We start from the raw sequence: 20059 nt of genomic DNA on the forward strand, positions 1-20059 counted from the left end.
GCCCGAGGCGCCCAGGAGGGTGACGAACTCGCCGGGCGCGACATCGAGGCTGATGTCGTCCAGCACGAGCTGCCGCCCGGCGGGGCCCGGGTACGCCTTCGAGACGTGCTCGATCCGGGCGGCGTGCGTGGCCGCCCCGGTGCCGTCGGCGGCCTTGGCGAGGGTCGTGGCCATGGTCGTCACCTCCTGGGGGACTCTTCGGTATCCGCGGTCATCCGGCGCCGAGGCCGGCGTCGTCGACCTCGTCCTTGCCCTCGGCGCGGAGGACCTTGTTCAGCGGAGCGAGGTCGTAGATGCCGTCCAGGTCGGGCCGGTCCAGCAGCCCCGCCCGCACGGCGTGCTCCGCCTGGGCGCCGAGGGTGGCGGCCAGCGGGTCGTCGGTGAACCGGATCGACTTCCACGCCGGGTCCAGCACCTCGGCGGGCAGCGCCTTGCCGGAGTCCTTCTCCAGCTGCTCGTTGGCGACGGCCTTCGCCTCCTCCGGATGGGCGTTGATCCAGGCGTTGGTCTCGACGGACGCCCTCAGCACCGCCTCGACCGCCTTCGGGTGCTTCTCCAGGAACTCCTGCCGCACGACGATGTTCGTGATCACGAACTTCCCGTCCGGCCACAGGGAGGTCTCGTCCAGCAGCACCCGGCCGCCCTGCGCGACCAGCATCGACGCGGTCGGCTCCGGCACCCAGGCGCCGTCGACCGCACCGGTCCTGAAGGCGCCCGGGGTGACCTTGTTGTCGCTGCGGACGACGGTCACCTCGCCCCTGCCGCTCTGCGCGTCGACCTTCCAGCCCTTCTGCGCGGCCCAGTTGAGGAACGCGACGTCCTGGGTGTTGCCGAGCTGCGGGGTCGCGATCCGCCTGCCCTCGACGTCCTTCAAGGACTTGATCCGGTCCGGGTCCACCACCAGCTTCACTCCGCCGGAGGCCGAGCCCCCGACGATCCGCAGGTTCTCGCCGTCCGCCCTGGTGTAGCCGTTGATGGTCGGGGAGGGGCCGATCCAGGCGATGTCCAGGGACCCGGAGTTGAGCGCCTCGATCGCGGACGGCCCGGCGTTGAAGACCGCGTACCGCGCCCTCGTGGCGCCGAGCTCCTTCTGGAAGAAGCCCTTCCTGTTGCCCACCAGCGCGGTCCCGTGGGTCAGGTTCCCGAAGTAGCCGATCCTGACGCTGTCCAGACCGTCGGTCCTCTCCGCCCCGGCGGCGACCCGGACGGCGTCGTCGTCCACGGCCTGCGACCCGTAGCCGCAGGCGGCCAGGGCCAGCAGGGGCAGGGCGAGCAGCACCGCGAGGGTGCGGCGCAGGACGGGTGTGGCAGGCACGGGAGGTGTTCCTCTCGGAGGGACCCGGCGGTCGCGGGCTCTGGTGCCGCGGCCGGGAGGTCGGCAGGGGGGTCGCCGGTGGCGGGGGAGGACGGGGACGTGCGGGCGGCGTGCGCACGTCACCGCCCGCATCGGTCTCTCCCGCCCCGTCCGTCTCCCCGGGCTCCGCCGCCCCGCCCGCCCTCCTCGGCGGACGGGACGGGGGAGCCGTCGGGGGGCGTGCTCAGAAGTCCCACCCGTCGTCCTCGGCCGCGTCCTCGACCGGCTCCGGGGCGGCGAAGGACTCGCCGACCATGCCCGCGGTGAGCGTGGTGCCGTCGCCCGGGTCGATGAGGATGAACGAGCCGGTGCGCCGCGAGTCCGCGTAGGAGTCGGCCGGCAGCGGCTCGGCGGTGCGGATCTTCACCCGGCCGATGTCGTTGGCGGCGAGGGTGCCGGGGTGCGGGTGCAGGGACAGGTCGTCGAGGGTCAGCCGGGAGGGGATGTCCTTGACGATCGCCTTGACCGTGCGGGTGCCGTGCTTGAGCAGCACCCGGTGGCCGACGGTCAGCGGCTGGTCGGCGACGTGGCACACGGTCGCCTCGACGTCCTGCGTGGTGGCCGGGGCGTCCGCGCTCGGGACGATCAGGTCGCCGCGGGAGATGTCGATGTCGTCGGCCAGCAGCAGCGTCACCGACTGCGGGGTCCAGGCGACGTCGACGGGCCGGCCCAGCAGGTCGATCCCGGTGATCGTCGTCGTCCGGCCGGACGGCAGCACGGTCACCGCGTCGCCCACCCGGAACGTGCCGGCGGCGATCTGGCCGGCGTAGCCCCGGTAGTCCGGGTGCTCGGCGCTCTGCGGCCGGATCACGCACTGCACGGGCAGCCGGGCGTGGCAGTGCGCCAGGTCGTGGCTGACCGGGACGGCCTCCAGGTGCTCCAGCACGGTCGGGCCGCCGTACCAGTCCATGTGCGCGGACGGTTCCACGACGTTGTCGCCGGCCAGCGCCGAGATGGGTATCGCGGTGACCTCGGGGACGCCCAGTTCGGTCGCGTACGCCGTGAACTCCTCGGCGATGGCGGCGAAGACGGGCTCCTCGTAGCCGACCAGGTCCATCTTGTTGACGGCGAGGACCACGTGCGGGACGCGCAGCAGGGCGGCGATGGCGGCGTGCCGCCGGGTCTGCTCGACGACGCCGTTGCGGGCGTCGACGAGGATCACGGTCAGCTCGGCCGTCGAGGCGCCGGTGACCATGTTGCGGGTGTACTGCACGTGGCCCGGGGTGTCGGCGAGGATGAACCGGCGCCGCGGCGTGGCGAAGTAGCGGTAGGCCACGTCGATGGTGATGCCCTGCTCCCGCTCGGCCCGCAGGCCGTCCGTGAGGAGCGCGAGGTCGGGGGCGTCCTGGCCCCGGTTCACCGACGCCCGCTCCACGGCCTCCAGCTGGTCGGCGAGGACCGACTTGGAGTCGTGCAGCAGCCGGCCCACCAGGGTGGACTTGCCGTCGTCGACGGAACCGGCGGTGGCGAACCGCAGCAGGGTGGTGGCCGAGAGCTCCTCGGTCGCGGTCGTGCTCATGTCTAGAAGTACCCCTCGCGCTTGCGGTCTTCCATCGCGGCCTCGGAGAGCTTGTCGTCGGCGCGGGTGGCGCCGCGCTCGGTGAGCCGGGAGGCGGCGATCTCGGTGATCACCTTCTCGATGGTGTCGGCGTCGGAGCCGACCGCGCCGGTGCAGGACATGTCGCCCACGGTGCGGTAGCGCACGAGCCGCTTCTCGACCGTCTCGCCGTCCCGCGGGCCGCCCCACTCGCCGGCGGTCAGCCACATGCCGCCGCGCCGGAACACCTCGCGCTCGTGGGCGTAGTAGATCTCCGGCAGTTCGATGCCCTCGCGGGCGATGTACTGCCACACGTCCAGCTCGGTCCAGTTGGACAGCGGGAAGACGCGGACGTGCTCGCCGGGGGCGTGCCGGCCGTTGTACAGGTTCCACAGCTCGGGGCGCTGGCGGCGCGGGTCCCACTGGGAGAACTCGTCGCGCAGGCTGAACACCCGCTCCTTGGCCCGGGCCTTCTCCTCGTCGCGGCGCCCGCCGCCGAAGACGGCGTCGAACTTCTCGCTCTGGATCTTCTCGGTGAGCGGCAGGGTCTGCAGCGGGTTGCGGGTGCCGTCCGGGCGCTCCTTGAGCACCCCGCGGTCGATGTAGTCCTGCACGGACGCGACGTGCAGGCGCAGTCCGTGCCGGGCGACGGTGCGGTCCCGGTAGTCGAGGACCTCGGGGAAGTTGTGCCCGGTGTCCACGTGCAGCAGCGCGAACGGCACCGGTGCCGGCGTGAACGCCTTCAGCGCCAGGTGCAGCATGACGATGGAGTCCTTGCCGCCGGAGAACAGGATCACCGGGTTCTCGAACTCGCCCGCCACCTCGCGGAAGATGTGCACCGCCTCGGACTCGAGGGCGTCCAGGTGGGAGAGGGCGTACGGGCTGTCCGTGCCCTCCCGCAGCGCGGCCACGGTGGTCATGCCAGTCCCCTTTCGCTGAGCAGGGCGTACACCGACGCCGCCGACTCCTGCACGGTCTGGTTCTGCGACTCGATCCGCAGATCGGGTGCCTCGGGCTCCTCGTAGGGGTCGTCCACCCCGGTGAGGCCGGTGAGCTCGCCCGCCGCCTGCTTGGCGTACAGGCCCTTGACGTCCCGCACGGAGCACACCTCGACCGGTGTCGCCACGTGCACCTCGACGTACGGCGTGCCGTTCGCCTCGTGCCGTCCCCGGACCGCGTCCCGGCTGTCGGCGTACGGCGCGATCACCGGGACGAGCGCGGTGACGCCGTTGCGGGCGAGCAGCTCGGCGACGAAGCCGATGCGCTGCACGTTGGTGTGCCGGTCCTCGCGGCCGAAGCCGAGGCCCGCGGAGAGGAACGTGCGGATCTCGTCGCCGTCGAGCACCTCGACGCGCCGGCCCTGCTCGCGCAGCCGGCCGGCCAGCTCGTACGCGATGGTGGTCTTGCCGGCGCTCGGCAGACCCGTGAGCCATACGGTGGCTCCGGTCGTCACGTGGTTCTCCTGGTTCCGGGAAGGGGTCCGATGGTCCGTCATCCGTGCAGCCCGCACTCGGTCTTGGCGCGGCCGGCCCAGCGCCCGGCCCGGGCGTCCTCGCCCTCCAGCACCCGGCGGGTGCAGGGGGCGCAGCCCACGGAGGCGTAACCGTCCGTCAGCAGCGGGTTGGTGAGCACGCCGTGCTCGGCGACGTAGGCGTCCACGTCGTCCTGGGTCCAGCGGGCGATGGGGGAGACCTTCACCTTCCGCCGCTTCTCGTCCCAGCCGACGACCGGGGTGTTCGCCCGGGTCGGGGACTCGTCGCGGCGCAGGCCGGTCGCCCAGGCCGCGTAGCCCGCCAGACCTTCCTCCAGCGGCTGCACCTTGCGCAGCCGGCAGCACAGGTCGGGGTCGCGGTCGTGCAGTCTCGGGCCGTACTCGGCGTCCTGCTCGGCGACCGTCTGACGCGGGGTCAGCGTGATGACGTTGACGTCCATCACGGCCGCCACCGCGTCCCGGGTGCCGATGGTCTCCGGGAAGTGGTAGCCGGTGTCGAGGAACACCACGTCGACGCCGGGCAGGGCCCGTGAGGCGAGGTGGGCGACCACCGCGTCCTCCATGGAGGAGGTCACGCAGAAGCGCCTGCCGAAGGTCCGGGCGGCCCACTGGAGGACCTCCAGCGCGGAGGCGTCCTCCAGGTCACGGCCCGCCCGCTCGGCCAGCGCCTTCAACTCCTCCTCGGTGTGCTCTTTCCGGTCTGCCGTCATGTCCGGTCCTCTCCCGTGTCGGACCGCCGCAGCCCGCGGGCGAGCAGCCCGCGGAACTTCAGCTGGAAGGCTCGGTTGCACGCCCCGCACTCCCAGGCCCCGTGGCCCTCCTCGCCGGGCCGCAGGTCCTCGTCGCCGCAGTAGGGGCAGTGGAAGGGCACCGCGCGCTCGCTCACGACAGGGCCTCCTCGGAGGCGCGCGCGGCCCAGGCGGCGAACCGCTCGCCGTCCTCGCGCTCCGCCTGGAAGCGCTTGAGGACCCGCTCGACGTAGTCGGGCAGTTCGTCCGCGGTGACCTTCAGGCCGCGCACCTTCCGGCCGAGGGCGGCCTGGAGGCCGAGCGCCCCGCCGAGGTGCACCTGGTAGCCCTCGACCTGCTCGCCCCGCTCGTTCAGCATCAGCTGGCCCTTGAGGCCGATGTCCGCCACCTGGATGCGGGCGCAGGCGTTCGGGCAGCCGTTCAGGTTGATGGTGAGGGGCTCGTCGAAGTCCGGGATGCGGCGCTCCAGTTCGTCGATCAGCGAGGCGCCGCGCGCCTTGGTCTCGACGATGGCGAGCTTGCAGAACTCGATGCCGGTGCAGGCCATGGTGCCGCGCCGGAACGGGGAGGGGCGGGCGCTGAGGTCCAGCGCCTCCAGGGACTCGACCAGCGAGTCGACCCGGTCCTCCTCGACGTCGAGGATGATCATCTTCTGTTCGACGGTGGTGCGGACCCGGCCCGAGCCGTGGGCCTCCGCGAGGTCGGCGATCTTGGTGAGCGTGGTGCCGTCGACGCGGCCGACGCGCGGGGCGAACCCGACGTAGAAGCGGCCGTCCTTCTGGCGGTGCACGCCGATGTGGTCGCGCCACCGCTGCACCGGCTGCTCCGGCGCCGGACCGTCGGTCAGCCCGCGCTTCAGGTACTCCTCCTCCAGCACCCGGCGGAACTTCTCCGGGCCCCAGTCGGCGACCAGGAACTTCAGCCGGGCCCGGTTGCGCAGCCGGCGGTAGCCGTAGTCGCGGAAGATCGACAGGACGCCCTCGTAGACGTCCGGGACGTCCTCCAGCGGCACCCAGGCGCCCAGCCGCACGCCCAGCTTGGGGTTGGTGGACAGGCCGCCGCCGACCCACAGGTCGAAGCCCGGCCCGTGCTCGGGGTGGCGGACGCCGACGAACGCGACGTCGTTGATCTCGTGCACCACGTCCAGGGCCGGCGAGCCGGAGATGGCCGTCTTGAACTTCCGGGGGAGGTTCGAGTACGCCTTGTTGCCGAGGACCCGGCGCTTCATCTCCTCCAGGGCCGGGGTGGCGTCGATGATCTCGTCCTCGGCGATGCCGGCGACCGGGGAGCCGATCATCACGCGGGGGGTGTCGCCGCAGGCGGTGACCGTGGACAGGCCGACGGCCTCGAGGCGGTTCCAGATCTCGGGCACGTCCTCGATGCGGATCCAGTGGTACTGGACGTTCTGCCGGTCGGTGATGTCGGCGGTGCCGCGCGCGAACTCCTGCGAGACCTCGCCGATCACCCGCAGCTGCCGGGTGGTCAGCGCGCCGCCGTCGATGCGGACCCGCATCATGAAGTACTCGTCGTCCAGCTCCTCCGGCTCCAGGACCGCGGTCTTGCCGCCGTCGATCCCGGGCTTGCGCTGGGTGTACAGCCCCCACCAACGCATGCGGCCGCGCAGGTCGTTGGGATCGATCGAGTCGAATCCGCGCCGGGAGTAGATCGTCTCAATGCGTGTCCGCACGTTGAGACCGTCGTCGTCCTTCTTGAACTGCTCGTTGCCGTTGAGGGGGGTGAGGTGCCCCACGGCCCACTGTCCCTCTCCGCGGTGACGGCTCACCTTGCGGCGGGGAGTCGCGGCGGCAGGCTGCTGCGCGGCGGCAGGCTTCTGCGGGGTGGCGGCCATGCTTGACACGTCCTTCGGGACAGGCGGGATTACGGCTCTGACCTGCGCACACGGGCGCACGTGCAGGGATGCGCGTCCTTGCGCGGGAGTGGAGCGGGGAAAAGGAGGGAGAGCTGTCGGGAGCTGCTGGGTGTGCTCAGCGCGCCGGACAGATGGCGCTGGACATGCGGCCGAGGTCGACGTGCCGCCGACTCACCAAGGCGATTCCAGTTCCAGGCATGGCGGAAGCCTGGCACGGCGATCTGGAGCCAGTCCAGCTTCGTCCGGAAAGTGGACACCCTTGTCTCGGAATGGGAGACAAGGGTGTCCTTGGTCACAAGCGGCGCGGACGGTTCCGTCCGTGCCGGTCAGGCGGGGTGGGCGCCCGGCCACGGGCCCGGCGTGGCCACCTCCGGCTCCTCCTCCACCTTGGTGTCGAACAGCCGGAAGCCCCGGCGCAGGTAGTTGTCCATGGCGTGCTCGCCGTCCTTGCTGCACGTGTGCAGCCACACCCGCGTGGTCGGCTTCACCCCGGGCCAGCGCTCCGCCAGGTCCCAGGCGCGGGCGGTCCCGTACGCCAGCAGGTGCCCGCCGATGCGCCGGCCCCGGAAGGCGGCGGCGAGGCCGAAGTACACGATCTCCACGACCCCGTCGTCCTGGGACTCCAGCTCCACGTACCCCGCGGGCGTCCCGCGGTCGTAGGCCACCCAGGTCTCCACACCGGGCCGGTCCAGGTGCTCCAGCCACCGCGCGTACGTCCAGCCCAGCCGGTCGGTCCAGCGGATGTCACCGCCGACCGAGGTGTACAGGAAGCGGCTGAACTCGGGCGAGGGCACCTCGGAGCGGACGACCCGCACGTCCCCCTCGGGCACGGCGGCCGGCAGGAGATCGGTGGGCGAGGTCTGCTCCAGGGACCAGGTGGTCACGGCGATGGTCGTCATGTCCGAAAGGGAACCACCCGTCCCGCGCTCCTGTCGAACACCCGACCACCACGCGGACGGCCGACCGGCCGGCACGGGGGCCGTCCGGGCGGGCGGGTGCGGGGCCCGCGCGAAGAAGCCGGGGGGAAGGGCCCAGGGCCTTTCGTGTGGCTCGGACCGGACCCCGCGAGCCCGGCCCGAGCCACACGAAAGGTTCTAGTCTAAGGACCGGTCGACCGAGGCCAGGGGCAGGGCGAACAGCATCCGGCCGGACTGGGACCAGAGCTCGCCGGTCTGCGGCCAGTAGGAGAGGGACGCGGCCCGGCCGCTCCAGCAGCGGTACGTCTCGTCCGCCCCGCAGCGGGTGGGCCGGGCCCCTTCCGCGTCCTGCCGCCACAGCGACCCGCGCTCGTCCGGCGACGCGGTCATCCGGCCCAGGTACCAGCCCGACCGGTACGACAGCACGCTGCGGACGTCGGTCAGCTCGGTCTCGTACGCCTCGACCGCGTCCGCCCGCGACACCGGGTCCGTGGCCAGCAGGCCCGTCCGCCGGGGGGCGTCGCCGAACGCGTACCGCCACAGCCGGGTCGGCCCGTCGGCGTCCTCGGGCGTCGCCTCGTGCGCGACCAGGCTGGCGGGCGAGGTGCTCCGGTCCAGGGAGATGCCGCCGGGCCGCGGGGCGTCGCCCCCGGCCGTCCGGTAGGAGGCGACGGCGGGCAGGACGTACCGTGCCCCGGCCGCCGACCAGCCGCCGGGCACCCGGCCGACCGACGCGGTGTCCACGGTGGCGCGCTGGATCCGGTCCACGTCGTACACGTACAGCGCGCTGTCCCCGCCCCGGCCGGCGGTGACCAGCAGCTTGTCCTGGTACCAGACCATGCCGGACACGGTGGAGGCGAGCCCGCGGTAGTCGCGGCCCCCGTCCACCGGCACGGCGAGCAGGGCCCAGGTGTAGCGGAGGTCGCGGGGGTCCCCGGCGTCGACGAAGGCCACCCGGGCGAGCCCCGGCCCGTCCGTCGCCGAGGCGTCCCGGCTCCAGCCGGAGAGGACGACCCGGTGCCCGTCCCAGCGGCCGTCGCCGTCCGCGTCCCCGGAGGTGGTGACCCCGCCCGGCCGCCAGCCGTCGGTGTCGGCGTCGTCCCAGCAGTACGCGCGGGTGGCGGCCGGTTCCACGGGCAGGTCCCGCCTGTCGTCGGACGGACAGGCGTCCGCCTCGCGCAGGGAGCCGTCGGCGTCGGCGAGCACGGTGCCGACCCCGACCGGCCGGCCCATCCCGGAGGAGAGCCGGTCCAGCCACTTTCGCGGCACGCCGTGCTCGGTCAGCCGCAGCGGCGCGGTCTCGGCGGCCGCCGTGAGCGGCGCCAGCGCCCCGGGGTTGTCGGCGACGTCGGCCTGCGAGGTGCTGATCACGGTGGCGGCGGCGGTGAGGGCGAGGGCGGTCCCGGCCAGCGCCGCCCGCAGCGCCCGGCCCCGTCTGCGCCGGCGGTGTCTGCCGCGATGCTTCATAACGTCCTCCCGAGACGAGCCAACTGCGTCCGGTGATCCGTGCGTTGACCGAAAACAGGTGGGGTGGCCCGTGACGGGATGCTACGGCAGGAGGACGGTCGCGGGGACGAGGACCCGGCAAATATGCCTCATCCGTGACCCGTCGGGGCGGCAGCGCGCGGATTCTCAGCGTTCCGCCGCCGGCGCACGGTACCGGCCGACCGCCGGGGCCGTCGAGTGGGGGAGGAGGGCGCGGGGGTCGTCCGGGAGGAGGACGTCCACCTCGGCGTCGTCCGCGAAGCGGTACGGGCGGTGCTCCAGGAGACCGCCGAGGTAGCGCCGGACCCGGGACATCTCCGCGCGCACCGTCACCCGGCGGGCCGGATCGCCGAAGACGTCCTGCGCGAGGCCGGCGGCGCTGCGGCCGGCGCGGTGCACGGCCAGCAGGTACAGCAACTCGGCGTGCCGCGGGCTCAGTCGCCGCGTCCACGAGCCCGCACCGCCGGACACCTCCACCGACCAGCGGCGCGGCCCCCTCAGGTCCAGCACGATCCGGGTCGCGTCGCGCGCCGCCGGTTCGTCCGCCGCCCGCACCAGCCAGCCCTCGGCCAGCGGCTCCAGCGAGCACCGCCCCAGTCCCGGCAGCCACCGCGTCCCGGCCGCCGCCGACTCGGGCAGCGCCAGCCGCCGTGTGTACGGCATCCCCGTGACCGCCGCCGTCCACCCGTGCCGGTCCACCACCAGCGCGCGCCCGCCGGTCCGGGCCAGCACCGGCGCGGCCACCGCGCGCAGCCGCTCCAGCGACTCCAGGTGCATCTCCCGCAGCCGTGCCTCGGCCAGCTTGGCCACCGAGTCGACCCAGGCCAGCGTGGCCGGGTGCATCGTCTCCAGCGGTCCGCTCACGTCCACCACGCCGATCAGCCGCCCGTCCCGCGGATCCGTGATCGGCGACCCCGCGCAGGTCCAGGCGGCGTGCGAGCGCACGAAGTGCTCGGAGGCGAAGACCTGCACCGGGCGCCGGGCCACCGCCGGCGTGCCCACCCCGTTGGTGCCGACGACGTCCTCACGCCAGTCCGCGCCGATCTCGAAGCCCAGCCCGTCGGCCCTGCGCAGCACCGGCGCGCTGCCCTCCCGCCACAGCACCCGGCCCTCCTCGTCGGCCACCACCATGATGTGGTGGGTGACGTCCGCGATCGACAGCAGCCCCTCCCGCAGCACCGGCAGCACGTGCCGCAGCCGGGAGGACTCCCGCCGCCGCTGCACCTCCTCGCGGGACAGCAGCCCGCTGCGGACGTCACGGTCCGGGTCGACGCCGCGGCGCAGCATCCGCTCCCAGGACTGCCCGATCACCGGCCGGGGCGCCACGGGCGCGCGCTGCCCGGCGAGCGCGGCGGAGCGGACCTCGCTCAGCACCCGGGCCGCGCGCGCCGTGTCGACGGCGGCCAGGTGCGTCACGTCCATCGGCGAGAGCGCCACCGGTCCTCCCGGGGGATGGGCTCGGAGGCACACCGCCCGGACGAGCCGCCGGCCACGCCCCCGAGATCCGTTCTGACTGTCGGTCCCATCCTGCCGTCTGCCCCCGCCCGGCACGTCCGGTACGGGCCCGGCCGCAGCAAGTTGCAACCCCCTGCAACCCTGGTGGACGGGGCCGCCCTGCTCGAAACTTGAGCAGCGCCGTCCCGAGCGGCGTTCACGGCTCTCAAGGGGCCCGTGAGGCGGGGGTGGTGCCGTGTCGGCGCAGCACCACCCCCGCGTCGCACCGCCGCCCGGACACCGGCACCGCCGGGGAGCGCCGGCCGCGCCTCAGGACACCGGCCGGGCCCGCTCCACCACCGACGCCAGGTCGAGGGTGTGCGGCAGCGTCCCGAAGGCCGCGCCCCCGTCGCCGCCCAGCCGCGCCGCGCAGAACGCGTCCGCCACCTGCGGCGGCGCGTACCGCACCAGCAGGGAGCCCTGGAGCACCAGCGCGAGGCGCTCCACCAGCCGCCGCGCCCGCCCCTCGACGCCCTCCAGGTCGGCCAGTTCGGTCAGCAGGCCCTTGATCGCGCCGTCCAGCCGGTGGTCCGCCCCGCGCGCCCGCCCGACCTCCCGCAGGTACGCGTCCAGCACCCCCGGCTCCCGGCGCAACGCCCGCAGCACGTCCAGCGCCTGGACGTTGCCCGCACCCTCCCAGATCGAGTTCAGCGGCGACTCGCGCACCAGCCGCGGCATCCCCGACTCCTCGACGTACCCGTTCCCGCCCAGGCACTCCGCGGCCTCCACCACCACCGGAGCGCACCGCTTGGTCACCCAGTACTTGGCCGCCGGCACCGCGATCCGCAGCAGCGCCCGCTCCTGCTCGCCCCCGTCGTCGTACGCGGCGGCCAGCCGCAGCGCCAGCGCGGTGGCCGCCTCCGACTCCAGCGCCAGATCGGCCAGGACGTTGCGCATCAGCGGCTTGTCGACCAGCTTCCCGCCGAACGCCTCCCGGTGCGCGCAGTGGTGGACCGCCTGCGCCACGGCCTGCCGCATCAGCCCCGCCGAGCCCAGCGCGCAGTCGAGCCGGGTCGCCGCCACCATCCCCATGACGGTGCGCAGCCCGCGCCCCTCCTCCCCGACCCGGCGCGCCCACGTCCCGTCGAACTCGACCTCGGCGGAGGCGTTGGACCGGTTGCCCAGCTTGTCCTTGAGCCGCTGGAGGAGGAACACGTTGCGCGTGCCGTCCTCCAGCACGCGCGGCACCAGGAAGCAGGTGAGGCCCCCGGGCGCCTGGGCCAGCACCAGGAAGGCGTCCGACATGGGCGCCGAGCAGAACCACTTGTGCCCGGTCAGCTCGTACGCGCCGTCCTCGGCCAGCGGCCGGGCCCCGGTCGTGTTCGCCCGCACGTCGCTGCCGCCCTGCTTCTCCGTCATCCCCATCCCGAACAGGACGCCGGGCTTGAGGCGGGCGGGCCGCAGGGCGCGGTCGTAGACCGTCGACGTCAGCAGGGGCTCCCACCGAGCCGCCAGGGCCGGGTCCGTGCGCAGGGCGGGGACCGCCGCGTGGGTCATCGACAGCGGGCAGCAGGTGCCCGGCTCCACCTGCGTCCACACCAGGAACGCCGCCGCCCGCCGCACGTGTCCGCCCGGCCGTCCCCAGGCCGCCGTCAGCCCCGCCGAGACGCCCTTGCCGAGCAGCCGGTGCCAGGCCGGGTGGAAGTCGACCTCGTCGATCCGGTGACCGTAGCGGTCGTGGGTGCGCAGCCGCGGCGGATGCCCCTCCGCCTGGGCCCCCCACTCCTGGACCTGGGCGGACCCGGCGGACCGGCCGAGCCCCGACAGCTCGGCCAGGGCCTCGTCCGCCACGTCCGGCGCCAGGTGCCGCCCGACCGCCTCCACCAGGGCCCGGTCGGCGCCGAACACGTCGTACTGCACCAGCGGCGGAGCCTGGTTGGTCACGGTGTGCGTGGTGCGTGCCATGCCTGCGAACGTACCCCGCGCCGGGACCCTCTCACCCGGCGGTGGGCCGGGCCCGCCCGGTGCTTCCCCCTGCGGGTGAGTGCCACCGGGCACGACGGATACCTTTAGGACGTGCAGCCAGCAAGTGGAATCCCCGACGAACCCTCCGGCCGACTCCACCGGGCCCGGGCCCTCTACCGGAACGTCTCCAAACGCAGGACCGCCTGGCTGCTGCTCAAGGACACCGTCAACTCGTGCATGGAGTACCGCATCCTGGGCCTGGCGGCCGAGGCGGCGTTCTTCACGCTGCTGTCGGTGCCCCCGCTGCTGCTCAGCATGATCGGCCTGCTCGGCTACGTCGACGCCTGGACCGGCGCCGACACCATCCAGAGCCTGCAGCGCAACCTCCTGGACGCCTCCCGCACGGTGCTGACCGACAAGGGCGTGAACGACATCGCGGAGCCGATCCTGCGGGACGTGACGAAGGGCGGCCGGCCCGACGTCATCTCCCTCGGCTTCCTGATCGCCGTGTGGTCGGGCTCCCGCGCGGTGAACGTCTTCATCGACACCATCACCGTCATGTACGGCCTCGACGGGGTGCGGGGCATCGTCAAGACCCGGCTGCTGGCCTTCCTGCTGTTCATCGTGGCCCTGCTGATCGGCTCGGTCGCGCTGCCGCTGATGGTGGCCGGCCCGGACGCGGTCGTGCGGATCGTGCCCTGGTCGACGACGCTCGTCCAGATCCTGTACTGGCCGGTCGTGATCCTGCTGTCCGTCGCCTTCCTGACCACGCTGTACCACGTCTCCGTGCCCGTGCGCTCCCCGTGGATCGAGGACGTGCCCGGCTCGCTGGTCGCCCTCGCCATGTGGGTGCTGGGCAGCTTCCTGCTGCGGCTCTACCTGACCAGCACGGTCGAGGGCCCCACCATCTACGGCTCCCTCGCGGCCCCCGTCGCCGTCCTGCTGTGGATCGGCGTGTCCGCGTTCGCCGTGCTCGTCGGCGCGGCGGTCAACGCCGCCATCGACCGCGTCTGGCCGGCCGCGGCGACGGCCGCGGCCCGCGAGGCCAACGAGCGGGTGCGCCAGGCCCAGGTCGCCGAGTACGTCGCCCGCACCGCCGCCGCGGACGACGAGGCCGACCCCGACATGCCCTCCGAGTTCCCCGAGCGCTGGTCCCGCTTCCTGCCGCCGGAGGACGTCACGGCGCGGCTGCGCGCCCACGCGAGGAGCACCCACCCGAAGAACGGGGAGGAGCCGCCGGACCGGGAGGAGTGAGACACCGGCTCCCGGGTGCGCGCCGCGGCCGCCGGGCGGCCCGCCGGCGGACGGCCCGCTCCCCCTCCGCCCGCGTCCGCGCCGCCCGCGGGAGCGGCGGACGCGGACGCGGGCGCGGGCGCTTCGAGGCCGGTCCGGTCGCCCGCCCGGGGACCGGGACGGCCCGCCGGCGCAACCGGACGGACGCCCGGGGCGTCTCACGCCGGTGACCGGGGGAACCAGGGCGTCGGACGGGAGCGCGATGGCGGCGAGGAGACGGGCCGGGATCGGGATCGCCGCCGGACTGGCCGTGCTGACGGTCGCCGGCGGGGCGGTGGCCCTCGTGGACGACGACGGCCGCCGGGTCCTCCCCCGCGCCTCGTACCGCCCGTTCCGCGGCGCGGTCACCGCCCAGGAGTGGGTCGCCCACGGCGACCACGCCGCCGTCGTCCGCGTCACACGGGAGACGGCGGGCGGGCCCGGTCCGGAGAGCGACCACATCCCCCGCAGGATCACCGCGACCGTCACCCGGGTCCTCTGGTCGAGGCCCGGGGCGCCCCGGCTGCCCGAGGAGATCACCCTGCGGGCGAAGGGCTGGTACACCACCCTCTGGGGCGGCAGGGAGGAGGCCGTGCTCGAGGGGGCGTCCCGCCTCGAACCCGGTCACACCTACGTCGTCGGTCTCGCCTCCCTGGGGGAGGGGGTGGAGCTGACCGGCGACGACGCGGCCCTGCCCTACGACGCCGAGACCTTCGGCCGGGGGGAGTTCGAGGGCCGGACCGTCGACCCCGCCGCGTACCGCCGGGCCGTCGCGCACCTGCCCGGGGACGCGGTCGCCAGGTTCGCCGTGGGGGAGACGTACCGGCACAGGACGCTGCACGACGTCCGGCGGCTCCTGGAGGGAACCTCGCCCCGCAACCTCTACCGGCACGCGGCGCTGGACCACCTGCCCACGGACGTGAACCTGGACCGCGAGCCGGACGAGTACGCGGACGAGGGCTCCGGCGACCTCCCCGGGCGGATCCGCCGCCGCGTCCCCGGACTCGACCCCGGCACCGACTACCTCCTGTCGGTCGTCTGCTTCGGGCGCGGTACGGAGATCCGGCTCGACCTCACCGTCGACGGGACGACGACCGCGCACCGCCTGCCCTGCAACACGACCGGCGACTTCCTGGCCGTCGGGCGGCCACGGGGCGAGGTGGCGTTCGAGATCACCTCGACGGGGCCCGACATCGGCGCCGTCGCCTGGAACATGGCGGAGGCGCCCGTGCGCGCCGGCCGGGACCGCTGAGGCCCCGGACCGCCCACCCGCGGCGTAGCCTGACGGGTGTGTACCGGGAGCGGGCCTCACGGGTGGCGGGGGCGGTGGTGTGGACGAACGCGCCGGACCGGCCCGGGGCGGGCCGGGTGCTGCCCGACGGCTGCATGGACCTGCTGTGGCACGAGGGGCGCCTGCTGGTCGCCGGGCCCGACACCCGCGCGCACCTCGCCGACGGCACGCGGAGCGAGTGGTCCGGTGTCCGCTTCTTCCCCGGCACGGCGCCCGCCCTGCTGGGCGTTCCCGCGCACGAGCTGCGCGACCGGCGGGTCGAACTGGCGGACCTGTGGCCGGCGGCCCGGGTGCGGCGCCTGACGGCCCGGGTGAACGCGGCGGACGACCCGGCGCGCGGCCTGGAGGAACTGGCCCTGCGGCGGGCCGCGGAGAGCCCCCGGCCCGACCCGGCGCTGCACCGCCTGGTGACGGCCCTGGACACGGGCCGCCCGGTCGCCGCCGTCGCCGACGAACTGGGCCTGAGCGCGCGCCAGTTGCACCGCCGGTCGCTGACCGCCTTCGGCTACGGCCCCAAGACCCTCGCCCGCATCCTCCGGCTCCGCAGGGCCCTGGACCTGGCCCGGACGGGCACCCCCCTCGCGGAGACGGCCGCCCGGACCGGCTACGCGGACCAGGCCCACCTGTCCCGCGAGGTGAGGGACCTGACGGGCCTGCCGCCGGGCGAGCTGCTGGCCGCCCGCGGCTAGGGTCCTCCTGACGGATCTTCCGTCAGGAGGACCCCAGCGGAGCGAACAGGTCGACCCCGTTCCCGTCCGGGTCGAGCACCACGGCGTACCGCTGCCCCCACACGGCGTCCCACGGCTTCAGCTCCCCGTGGTACCCCTCGGCGACCAACTCCTCGTACAGGGCGTCCACCTCCTTCGGACCGTCGCACCGCAGGGCGAGGGAGGAGCGTCCGCCGCCGACGGGCGCCCGCCAGCCGGGGTGGAACGACCGGACCACGTCCTCGGTGTCCATCAGCAACCGCAGTCCACCGGGCAGCCCGGCCTCCGTGTGCGCCTGCTCCTCGGCTCCCTCGGGGAACGCGAACCCGAGCCGGCGGTAGAAGGCGACGGAGGCGGCCATGTCGGAGACGACCAGCCCGATGGCGTCGAATCGTGCACTCATGCGGCCACCGTAGGACCGCTTCGCCGGCCGCGTCTTGAAGAAAACGGACGCCGCCGGCCGGTGACGGGGCGCCCCGCGACGACGCGGACGCGGGCGGCCGGGGGAGAGGGGGGAGGCGGGCCGGGCGGCATAGGCTCGGGCGCATGACCGCCCCCGCGCTCCTCGTCTACACCCGCACCGCCGACTACCGGCACGACTCCATCCCGGCCGGCGTCGCCGCCCTGCGCACCCTCGGCGGCTTCACCGTCGACGCCACCGAGGACCCCGCCGCCCTCGAGGAGCCGCTGGACGGCCGGTACGCCGCCGTCGTGTTCCTCTCCACCAGCGGCGAGGTGCTCACCCCCGCCGGACGGGAGCGGCTCGCGGCGTACGTCGAGGCGGGCGGCGGGTTCGCCGGGGTGCACGCCGCCGCCTGCACCGAGTACGACTGGCCGTACTACGGCGAGCTGCTCGGCGCCCGCTTCGACCGGCACCCCGCCCTCCAGCCGGGGCGCGCCGTGGTCGAGGACCGCGCCCACCCGGCGACCCGGCACCTGCCGCCCGTCTGGGAGTTCACCGACGAGTGGTACGACTTCCGCACCAGCCCCCGCCCCGCCGTACGGGTGCTCCTGTCCGCGGACGAGTCGTCCTACGAGGGGGGAGGCATGGGCGACGACCACCCGCTGGCCTGGTGCCGCGAACAGGGCGCGGGACGCGTCTTCTACACCGCCCTCGGGCACACCGCCGAGGCCTACGGGGACCCCGCCTTCCGCGCCCACCTGCTCGGCGGGATCACCTGGGCGGCCACGCGCCCCTAGAGGGCGTCGCCCGCGCGGTCGGCCGCCGGGACGGGGCCGGCTTCCGCCGGGGCCCCGGTGCCGGACGAAGTGACCACCTCGGAGCGGTGGCCGTCCCGGTTCAGCAGGCCGCCCGTGAGGGCGAGGCCGAGGCCGGCCACGGCGAGGGCGGCGCCGACCAGGGCGGGGGAGGTCCAGCCCCAGCCCGCCGAGAGGGCCAGGCCGCCGAGCCAGGCGCCGCCCGCGTTGGCCAGGTTGAAGGCGGAGTGGTTGGAGGCCGCCGCCATCGTCGGGGCGTCCTTCGCCTTGGCCATGAGCAGCATCTGGACGGGCGTGGTGATGAAGGAGCCCAGCGCACCGATGAAGGTGATCGTCACCAGGGCGGGCACGGTGCTGTGGACGGTGAAGGAGAACACCACCAGGGCCGCGGCGAGCAGGGCGAGCCCCGCGTACAGCGTCGGCCGCAGGGCGCGGTCCGTCAGGGGGCCCGCGACCAGCGTGCCGAGCGTCATGCCGACGCCGTAGAGCGCGAGGACCAGGGTGGTCGAGGAGTCGGAGATGCCCGTGACCTCCGTCAGGATGGGCACCAGGTAGCTGTAGACGGCGAAGAAGCCGCCGAATCCCACCACGGCGACGGCCAGGCCGATCGCGACCTGCCGGTTGCCCATCGCCCGCAGCTCGTGCCGGATGCCGGACTGCCGGCCGCGGGGCTGGTGGGGGACGAAGAGGGCCAGCGCGGCGAGGGCGGCGAGCCCGATGACGGCGATCGCGAGGTAGGCGGACCGCCAGCCCAGCTGCTGGCCGAGGGCCGTGCCGGCCGGGACGCCGACGATGTTCGCGACGGTGAGCCCGAGGAACATCCTCGAGACGGCGCGTGCGGCCCGGTCGGGGGCGACCAGCCGGGAGGCCACGACGGCGCCCACGCCGAACAGCGCCCCGTGCGGCAGCCCCGTCAGGAAACGCGCGCCGAAGAGCAGCCCGAAGCCGGGGGCGAGCGCGGACGCGATGTTGCCGGCCACGAACAGCCCGGTCAGGAGCAGCAGCAGCCGCTTGTGGGGCATGCGCGCGCCGATGCCCGTGAGCAGGGGGGCGCCGACGACGACGCCGAGGGCGTAGGCCGAGACGAGGTTTCCGGCGTCCGGCACGGAGACGCCGACCCCGTCGGCGATCTGGGGCAGCAGCCCCATCGTGGCGAACTCGGTCGTGCCGAGGCCGAAGGCGACGACGGCCAGGGCCAGCAGGGCCAGGGGCATGGTGCGGAGGAACCTTTCGAGGACGGCGGGCCGGGATCGGGGGAGAGGGAGGGACCGAGGCCGCCTCCGGCTCTCGTGGCCGGTCGCGCTGAGCACCCTTGCCCGACGCGCCCCAGGGCAGAGCGAGCCCACAAGGAGTGGAGCAAGAGCGGCGAGCCGCGCATTCCAAGATCCGGCCGCGTACTGCCGTGACCTGCGTCACCCCGGGCCGGGCGGGGCCCGCCGGCCGGGCCCTGCCGCGGGGCGGGCGTCCGGGCCGGGCGTCCGGGGGCGGGTCCGGTGTCCGGGGCGGACCCGGTGCCCGGGGGCGGCCGCACCGGGGCGCGGCGCCGCCCGTCAGCCCCGGGCGCCCGGACGGCGGCCGGGAGGCGCCGTGCTCGCGCGCTCCACCAGGTGGGTCGACAGTTCCGTGCGGGTGCTCTCCGGGTGGTGGCCGTCCGCCATGCGCAGGAGCAGGCGCAGCGCCGTCGCCGCCATCTCGGAGCGCGGCCGGCGGACCGTCGTCAGGGGAGGGCTGAGCCAGCGGGCCTCCGGGAGGTCGTCGAAGCCGGCCACGCTCATGTCGTCCGGTACGCGCAGGCCCCGCTCGGCCAGGGCCCCGTAGACGCCGGGCACCAACCGGTCCGAGCAGACGAAGACGGCCGTGGGCGGCTCGGGCAGGTCGAGGAGCTCGCGCATGCGGTGGCGGGCCGAGGCCGCGTCGTGCGCGGCGTGCCGGACGTACTCGTCGCGGTGGCGCACGCCCGCCGCGACGAGGGCCGAGTGGTAGCCGGCGAGCCGTGCGTCACCGGACGCCGTGGGCCGTTCACCGGTGGTGCCGGTGGTGTCGTCGACGGCTGCGACGGGGGCGATGACGGCGACGCGCTCGTGGCCCAGGGAGAGCAGGTGCTCCGTCGCCGTCACCGCGCCCCGCCAGTTCGCCGCGCCCACCGAGACGACGCCCGCCGGGGGGTCGAGGACCGGGTCGACCACCACGAAGGGGATGCGGTGCTGCTCCAGCCACCTGCGCTGCGGCTCGCCGGGCCCGGACAGGTGGAACAGCACCCCGGACGAGCCGCGTGCGGCGAGCCTGTCCAGCCGGCTCCGCTCCGGGCCGTCGGCGCGGTCGTGGCGCGGGGCCGTCGAGACCACGATCTCCAGGCCCGCGTCGTGCGCCGCCTCCTGCGCGCCGTGCAGCACCGCACCCGACCCCGCCTCCTCCAAAGACGGCAGGACGAGGTCCACCAGCCGCGGCGCCCTCCCGTCGAAGCGGGGTCTTCTGACGTACCCCAGGCGGTCCAGTGCCTCGGTGACGCGGCGGCGGGTCTCCGGGGCCACGTCCTGACGGCCGTTGACCACCTTGGACGCGGTCGGCACCGACACCCCCGCCGCACGGGCCACGACCGCGAGCGTCGGTCCGGCCGCCGTGCCCGCGCGCCCCGTACGGGTCATCGGAGATCCCACCCCTCCACCGGATAGAAAGCGCTTCCTATCCTAGATCCGGCCGCCACGTCCGGGAAGGGTCCGTACGGCGCGCAGGCATACCGATGAGCACCGTGGTGCTCCGGTGACGCC

At 74.6% G+C, this 20059-nt stretch carries 19 protein-coding genes and 1 pseudogene; 4 read left to right on the forward strand and 16 right to left on the reverse strand.

Annotation, left to right across the window (positions count from 1 at the left end; all coding sequences use genetic code 11):
- From ACZ56B_RS00005 to ACZ56B_RS00065, 13 genes and pseudogenes are all read right to left on the reverse strand, one after another.
- Nucleotides 1–174 (reverse strand): annotated as a pseudogene (locus ACZ56B_RS00005) (ABC transporter ATP-binding protein); the annotation flags it as partial.
- A 37-nt stretch (nt 175–211) separates the two neighbouring features.
- Entirely contained in the window at nt 212–1315 is a 1104-nt protein-coding gene (locus tag ACZ56B_RS00010; RefSeq protein WP_468784659.1) for an aliphatic sulfonate ABC transporter substrate-binding protein, read from the reverse strand.
- 223 nt (nt 1316–1538) lie between these two features.
- Nucleotides 1539–2873 carry a sulfate adenylyltransferase subunit 1 gene (locus tag ACZ56B_RS00015; protein WP_468784660.1) on the reverse strand — a complete coding sequence of 445 codons (1335 nt, stop codon included), beginning with the start codon at nt 2871–2873 and terminating at the stop codon, nt 1539–1541.
- Nucleotides 2874–2875: 2 nt separating this feature from the next.
- Nucleotides 2876–3811: a sulfate adenylyltransferase subunit CysD gene (gene cysD / locus ACZ56B_RS00020; RefSeq protein WP_468784661.1), complete on the reverse strand. Its 936-nt coding sequence runs from the start codon at nt 3809–3811 to the stop codon at nt 2876–2878.
- Nucleotides 3808–4344 (reverse strand): adenylyl-sulfate kinase, encoded by a 537-nt coding sequence (cysC, locus tag ACZ56B_RS00025; protein WP_468784662.1) that lies wholly within the window; start codon nt 4342–4344, stop codon nt 3808–3810. The genes cysD and cysC overlap by 4 nt, the downstream gene beginning before the upstream one ends.
- Nucleotides 4345–4382: 38 nt before the next feature.
- Nucleotides 4383–5093 (reverse strand): phosphoadenylyl-sulfate reductase, encoded by a 711-nt coding sequence (locus ACZ56B_RS00030; RefSeq protein ID WP_468784663.1) that lies wholly within the window; start codon nt 5091–5093, stop codon nt 4383–4385.
- A complete protein-coding gene (locus ACZ56B_RS00035; protein ID WP_468784664.1) occupies nt 5090–5269 on the reverse strand; it encodes a hypothetical protein in 180 nt (59 codons plus the stop codon). The genes ACZ56B_RS00030 and ACZ56B_RS00035 overlap by 4 nt, the downstream gene beginning before the upstream one ends.
- Nucleotides 5266–6981: a nitrite/sulfite reductase gene (locus ACZ56B_RS00040; protein WP_468784665.1), complete on the reverse strand. Its 1716-nt coding sequence runs from the start codon at nt 6979–6981 to the stop codon at nt 5266–5268. Before ACZ56B_RS00040 ends, ACZ56B_RS00035 begins: the two co-directional genes overlap by 4 nt.
- A 136-nt stretch (nt 6982–7117) precedes the next feature.
- On the reverse strand, nt 7118–7201 hold the full coding sequence (locus tag ACZ56B_RS00045) for a putative leader peptide (protein ID WP_310887545.1): 84 nt from the start codon (nt 7199–7201) through the stop codon (nt 7118–7120).
- Nucleotides 7202–7328: 127 nt separating this feature from the next.
- Nucleotides 7329–7901 carry a GNAT family N-acetyltransferase gene (locus ACZ56B_RS00050; RefSeq protein WP_468784666.1) on the reverse strand — a complete coding sequence of 191 codons (573 nt, stop codon included), beginning with the start codon at nt 7899–7901 and terminating at the stop codon, nt 7329–7331.
- A 195-nt stretch (nt 7902–8096) separates the two neighbouring features.
- Nucleotides 8097–9386 carry a hypothetical protein gene (locus ACZ56B_RS00055; protein WP_468784667.1) on the reverse strand — a complete coding sequence of 430 codons (1290 nt, stop codon included), beginning with the start codon at nt 9384–9386 and terminating at the stop codon, nt 8097–8099.
- Nucleotides 9387–9551: 165 nt separating this feature from the next.
- Nucleotides 9552–10826, reverse strand: a complete 1275-nt coding sequence (locus tag ACZ56B_RS00060; RefSeq protein WP_468785007.1) for a GAF domain-containing protein — start codon at nt 10824–10826, stop codon at nt 9552–9554.
- A 342-nt stretch (nt 10827–11168) separates the two neighbouring features.
- A complete protein-coding gene (locus ACZ56B_RS00065; RefSeq protein ID WP_468784668.1) occupies nt 11169–12803 on the reverse strand; it encodes an acyl-CoA dehydrogenase family protein in 1635 nt (544 codons plus the stop codon).
- A gap of 111 nt (nt 12804–12914) precedes the next feature.
- Here ACZ56B_RS00065 and ACZ56B_RS00070 point away from each other — a divergent pair, with 111 nt between their 5' ends.
- From ACZ56B_RS00070 to ACZ56B_RS00080, 3 genes are all read left to right on the forward strand, one after another.
- On the forward strand, nt 12915–14057 hold the full coding sequence (locus ACZ56B_RS00070; protein ID WP_468784669.1) for a YihY/virulence factor BrkB family protein: 1143 nt from the start codon (nt 12915–12917) through the stop codon (nt 14055–14057).
- A gap of 241 nt (nt 14058–14298) precedes the next feature.
- Nucleotides 14299–15327 carry a hypothetical protein gene (locus tag ACZ56B_RS00075; protein WP_468784670.1) on the forward strand — a complete coding sequence of 343 codons (1029 nt, stop codon included), beginning with the start codon at nt 14299–14301 and terminating at the stop codon, nt 15325–15327.
- 38 nt (nt 15328–15365) lie between these two features.
- Nucleotides 15366–16055 carry a helix-turn-helix transcriptional regulator gene (locus ACZ56B_RS00080; protein WP_468784671.1) on the forward strand — a complete coding sequence of 230 codons (690 nt, stop codon included), beginning with the start codon at nt 15366–15368 and terminating at the stop codon, nt 16053–16055.
- 22 nt (nt 16056–16077) lie between these two features.
- On the opposite strand, the gene ACZ56B_RS00085 is transcribed toward ACZ56B_RS00080, so the two are convergent.
- Nucleotides 16078–16476 carry a VOC family protein gene (locus tag ACZ56B_RS00085; RefSeq protein ID WP_468784672.1) on the reverse strand — a complete coding sequence of 133 codons (399 nt, stop codon included), beginning with the start codon at nt 16474–16476 and terminating at the stop codon, nt 16078–16080.
- A gap of 143 nt (nt 16477–16619) precedes the next feature.
- On the opposite strand from ACZ56B_RS00085, the gene ACZ56B_RS00090 reads away from it, so the two are divergent.
- Nucleotides 16620–17273 carry a ThuA domain-containing protein gene (locus ACZ56B_RS00090; RefSeq protein WP_468784673.1) on the forward strand — a complete coding sequence of 218 codons (654 nt, stop codon included), beginning with the start codon at nt 16620–16622 and terminating at the stop codon, nt 17271–17273.
- On the opposite strand, the gene ACZ56B_RS00095 is transcribed toward ACZ56B_RS00090, so the two are convergent.
- Both ACZ56B_RS00095 and ACZ56B_RS00100 read right to left on the reverse strand, forming a co-directional pair.
- Nucleotides 17270–18505, reverse strand: coding sequence for an MFS transporter (locus ACZ56B_RS00095; protein WP_468784674.1), 1236 nt, complete (start codon nt 18503–18505; stop codon nt 17270–17272). The genes ACZ56B_RS00090 and ACZ56B_RS00095 overlap by 4 nt on opposite strands.
- Before the next feature lie 336 nt (nt 18506–18841).
- Entirely contained in the window at nt 18842–19936 is a 1095-nt protein-coding gene (locus tag ACZ56B_RS00100; RefSeq protein WP_468784675.1) for a LacI family DNA-binding transcriptional regulator, read from the reverse strand.
- Nucleotides 19937–20059: the final 123 nt, after the last annotated feature.

The organism is Streptomyces sp. NPDC034670 (genome assembly GCF_055574875.1).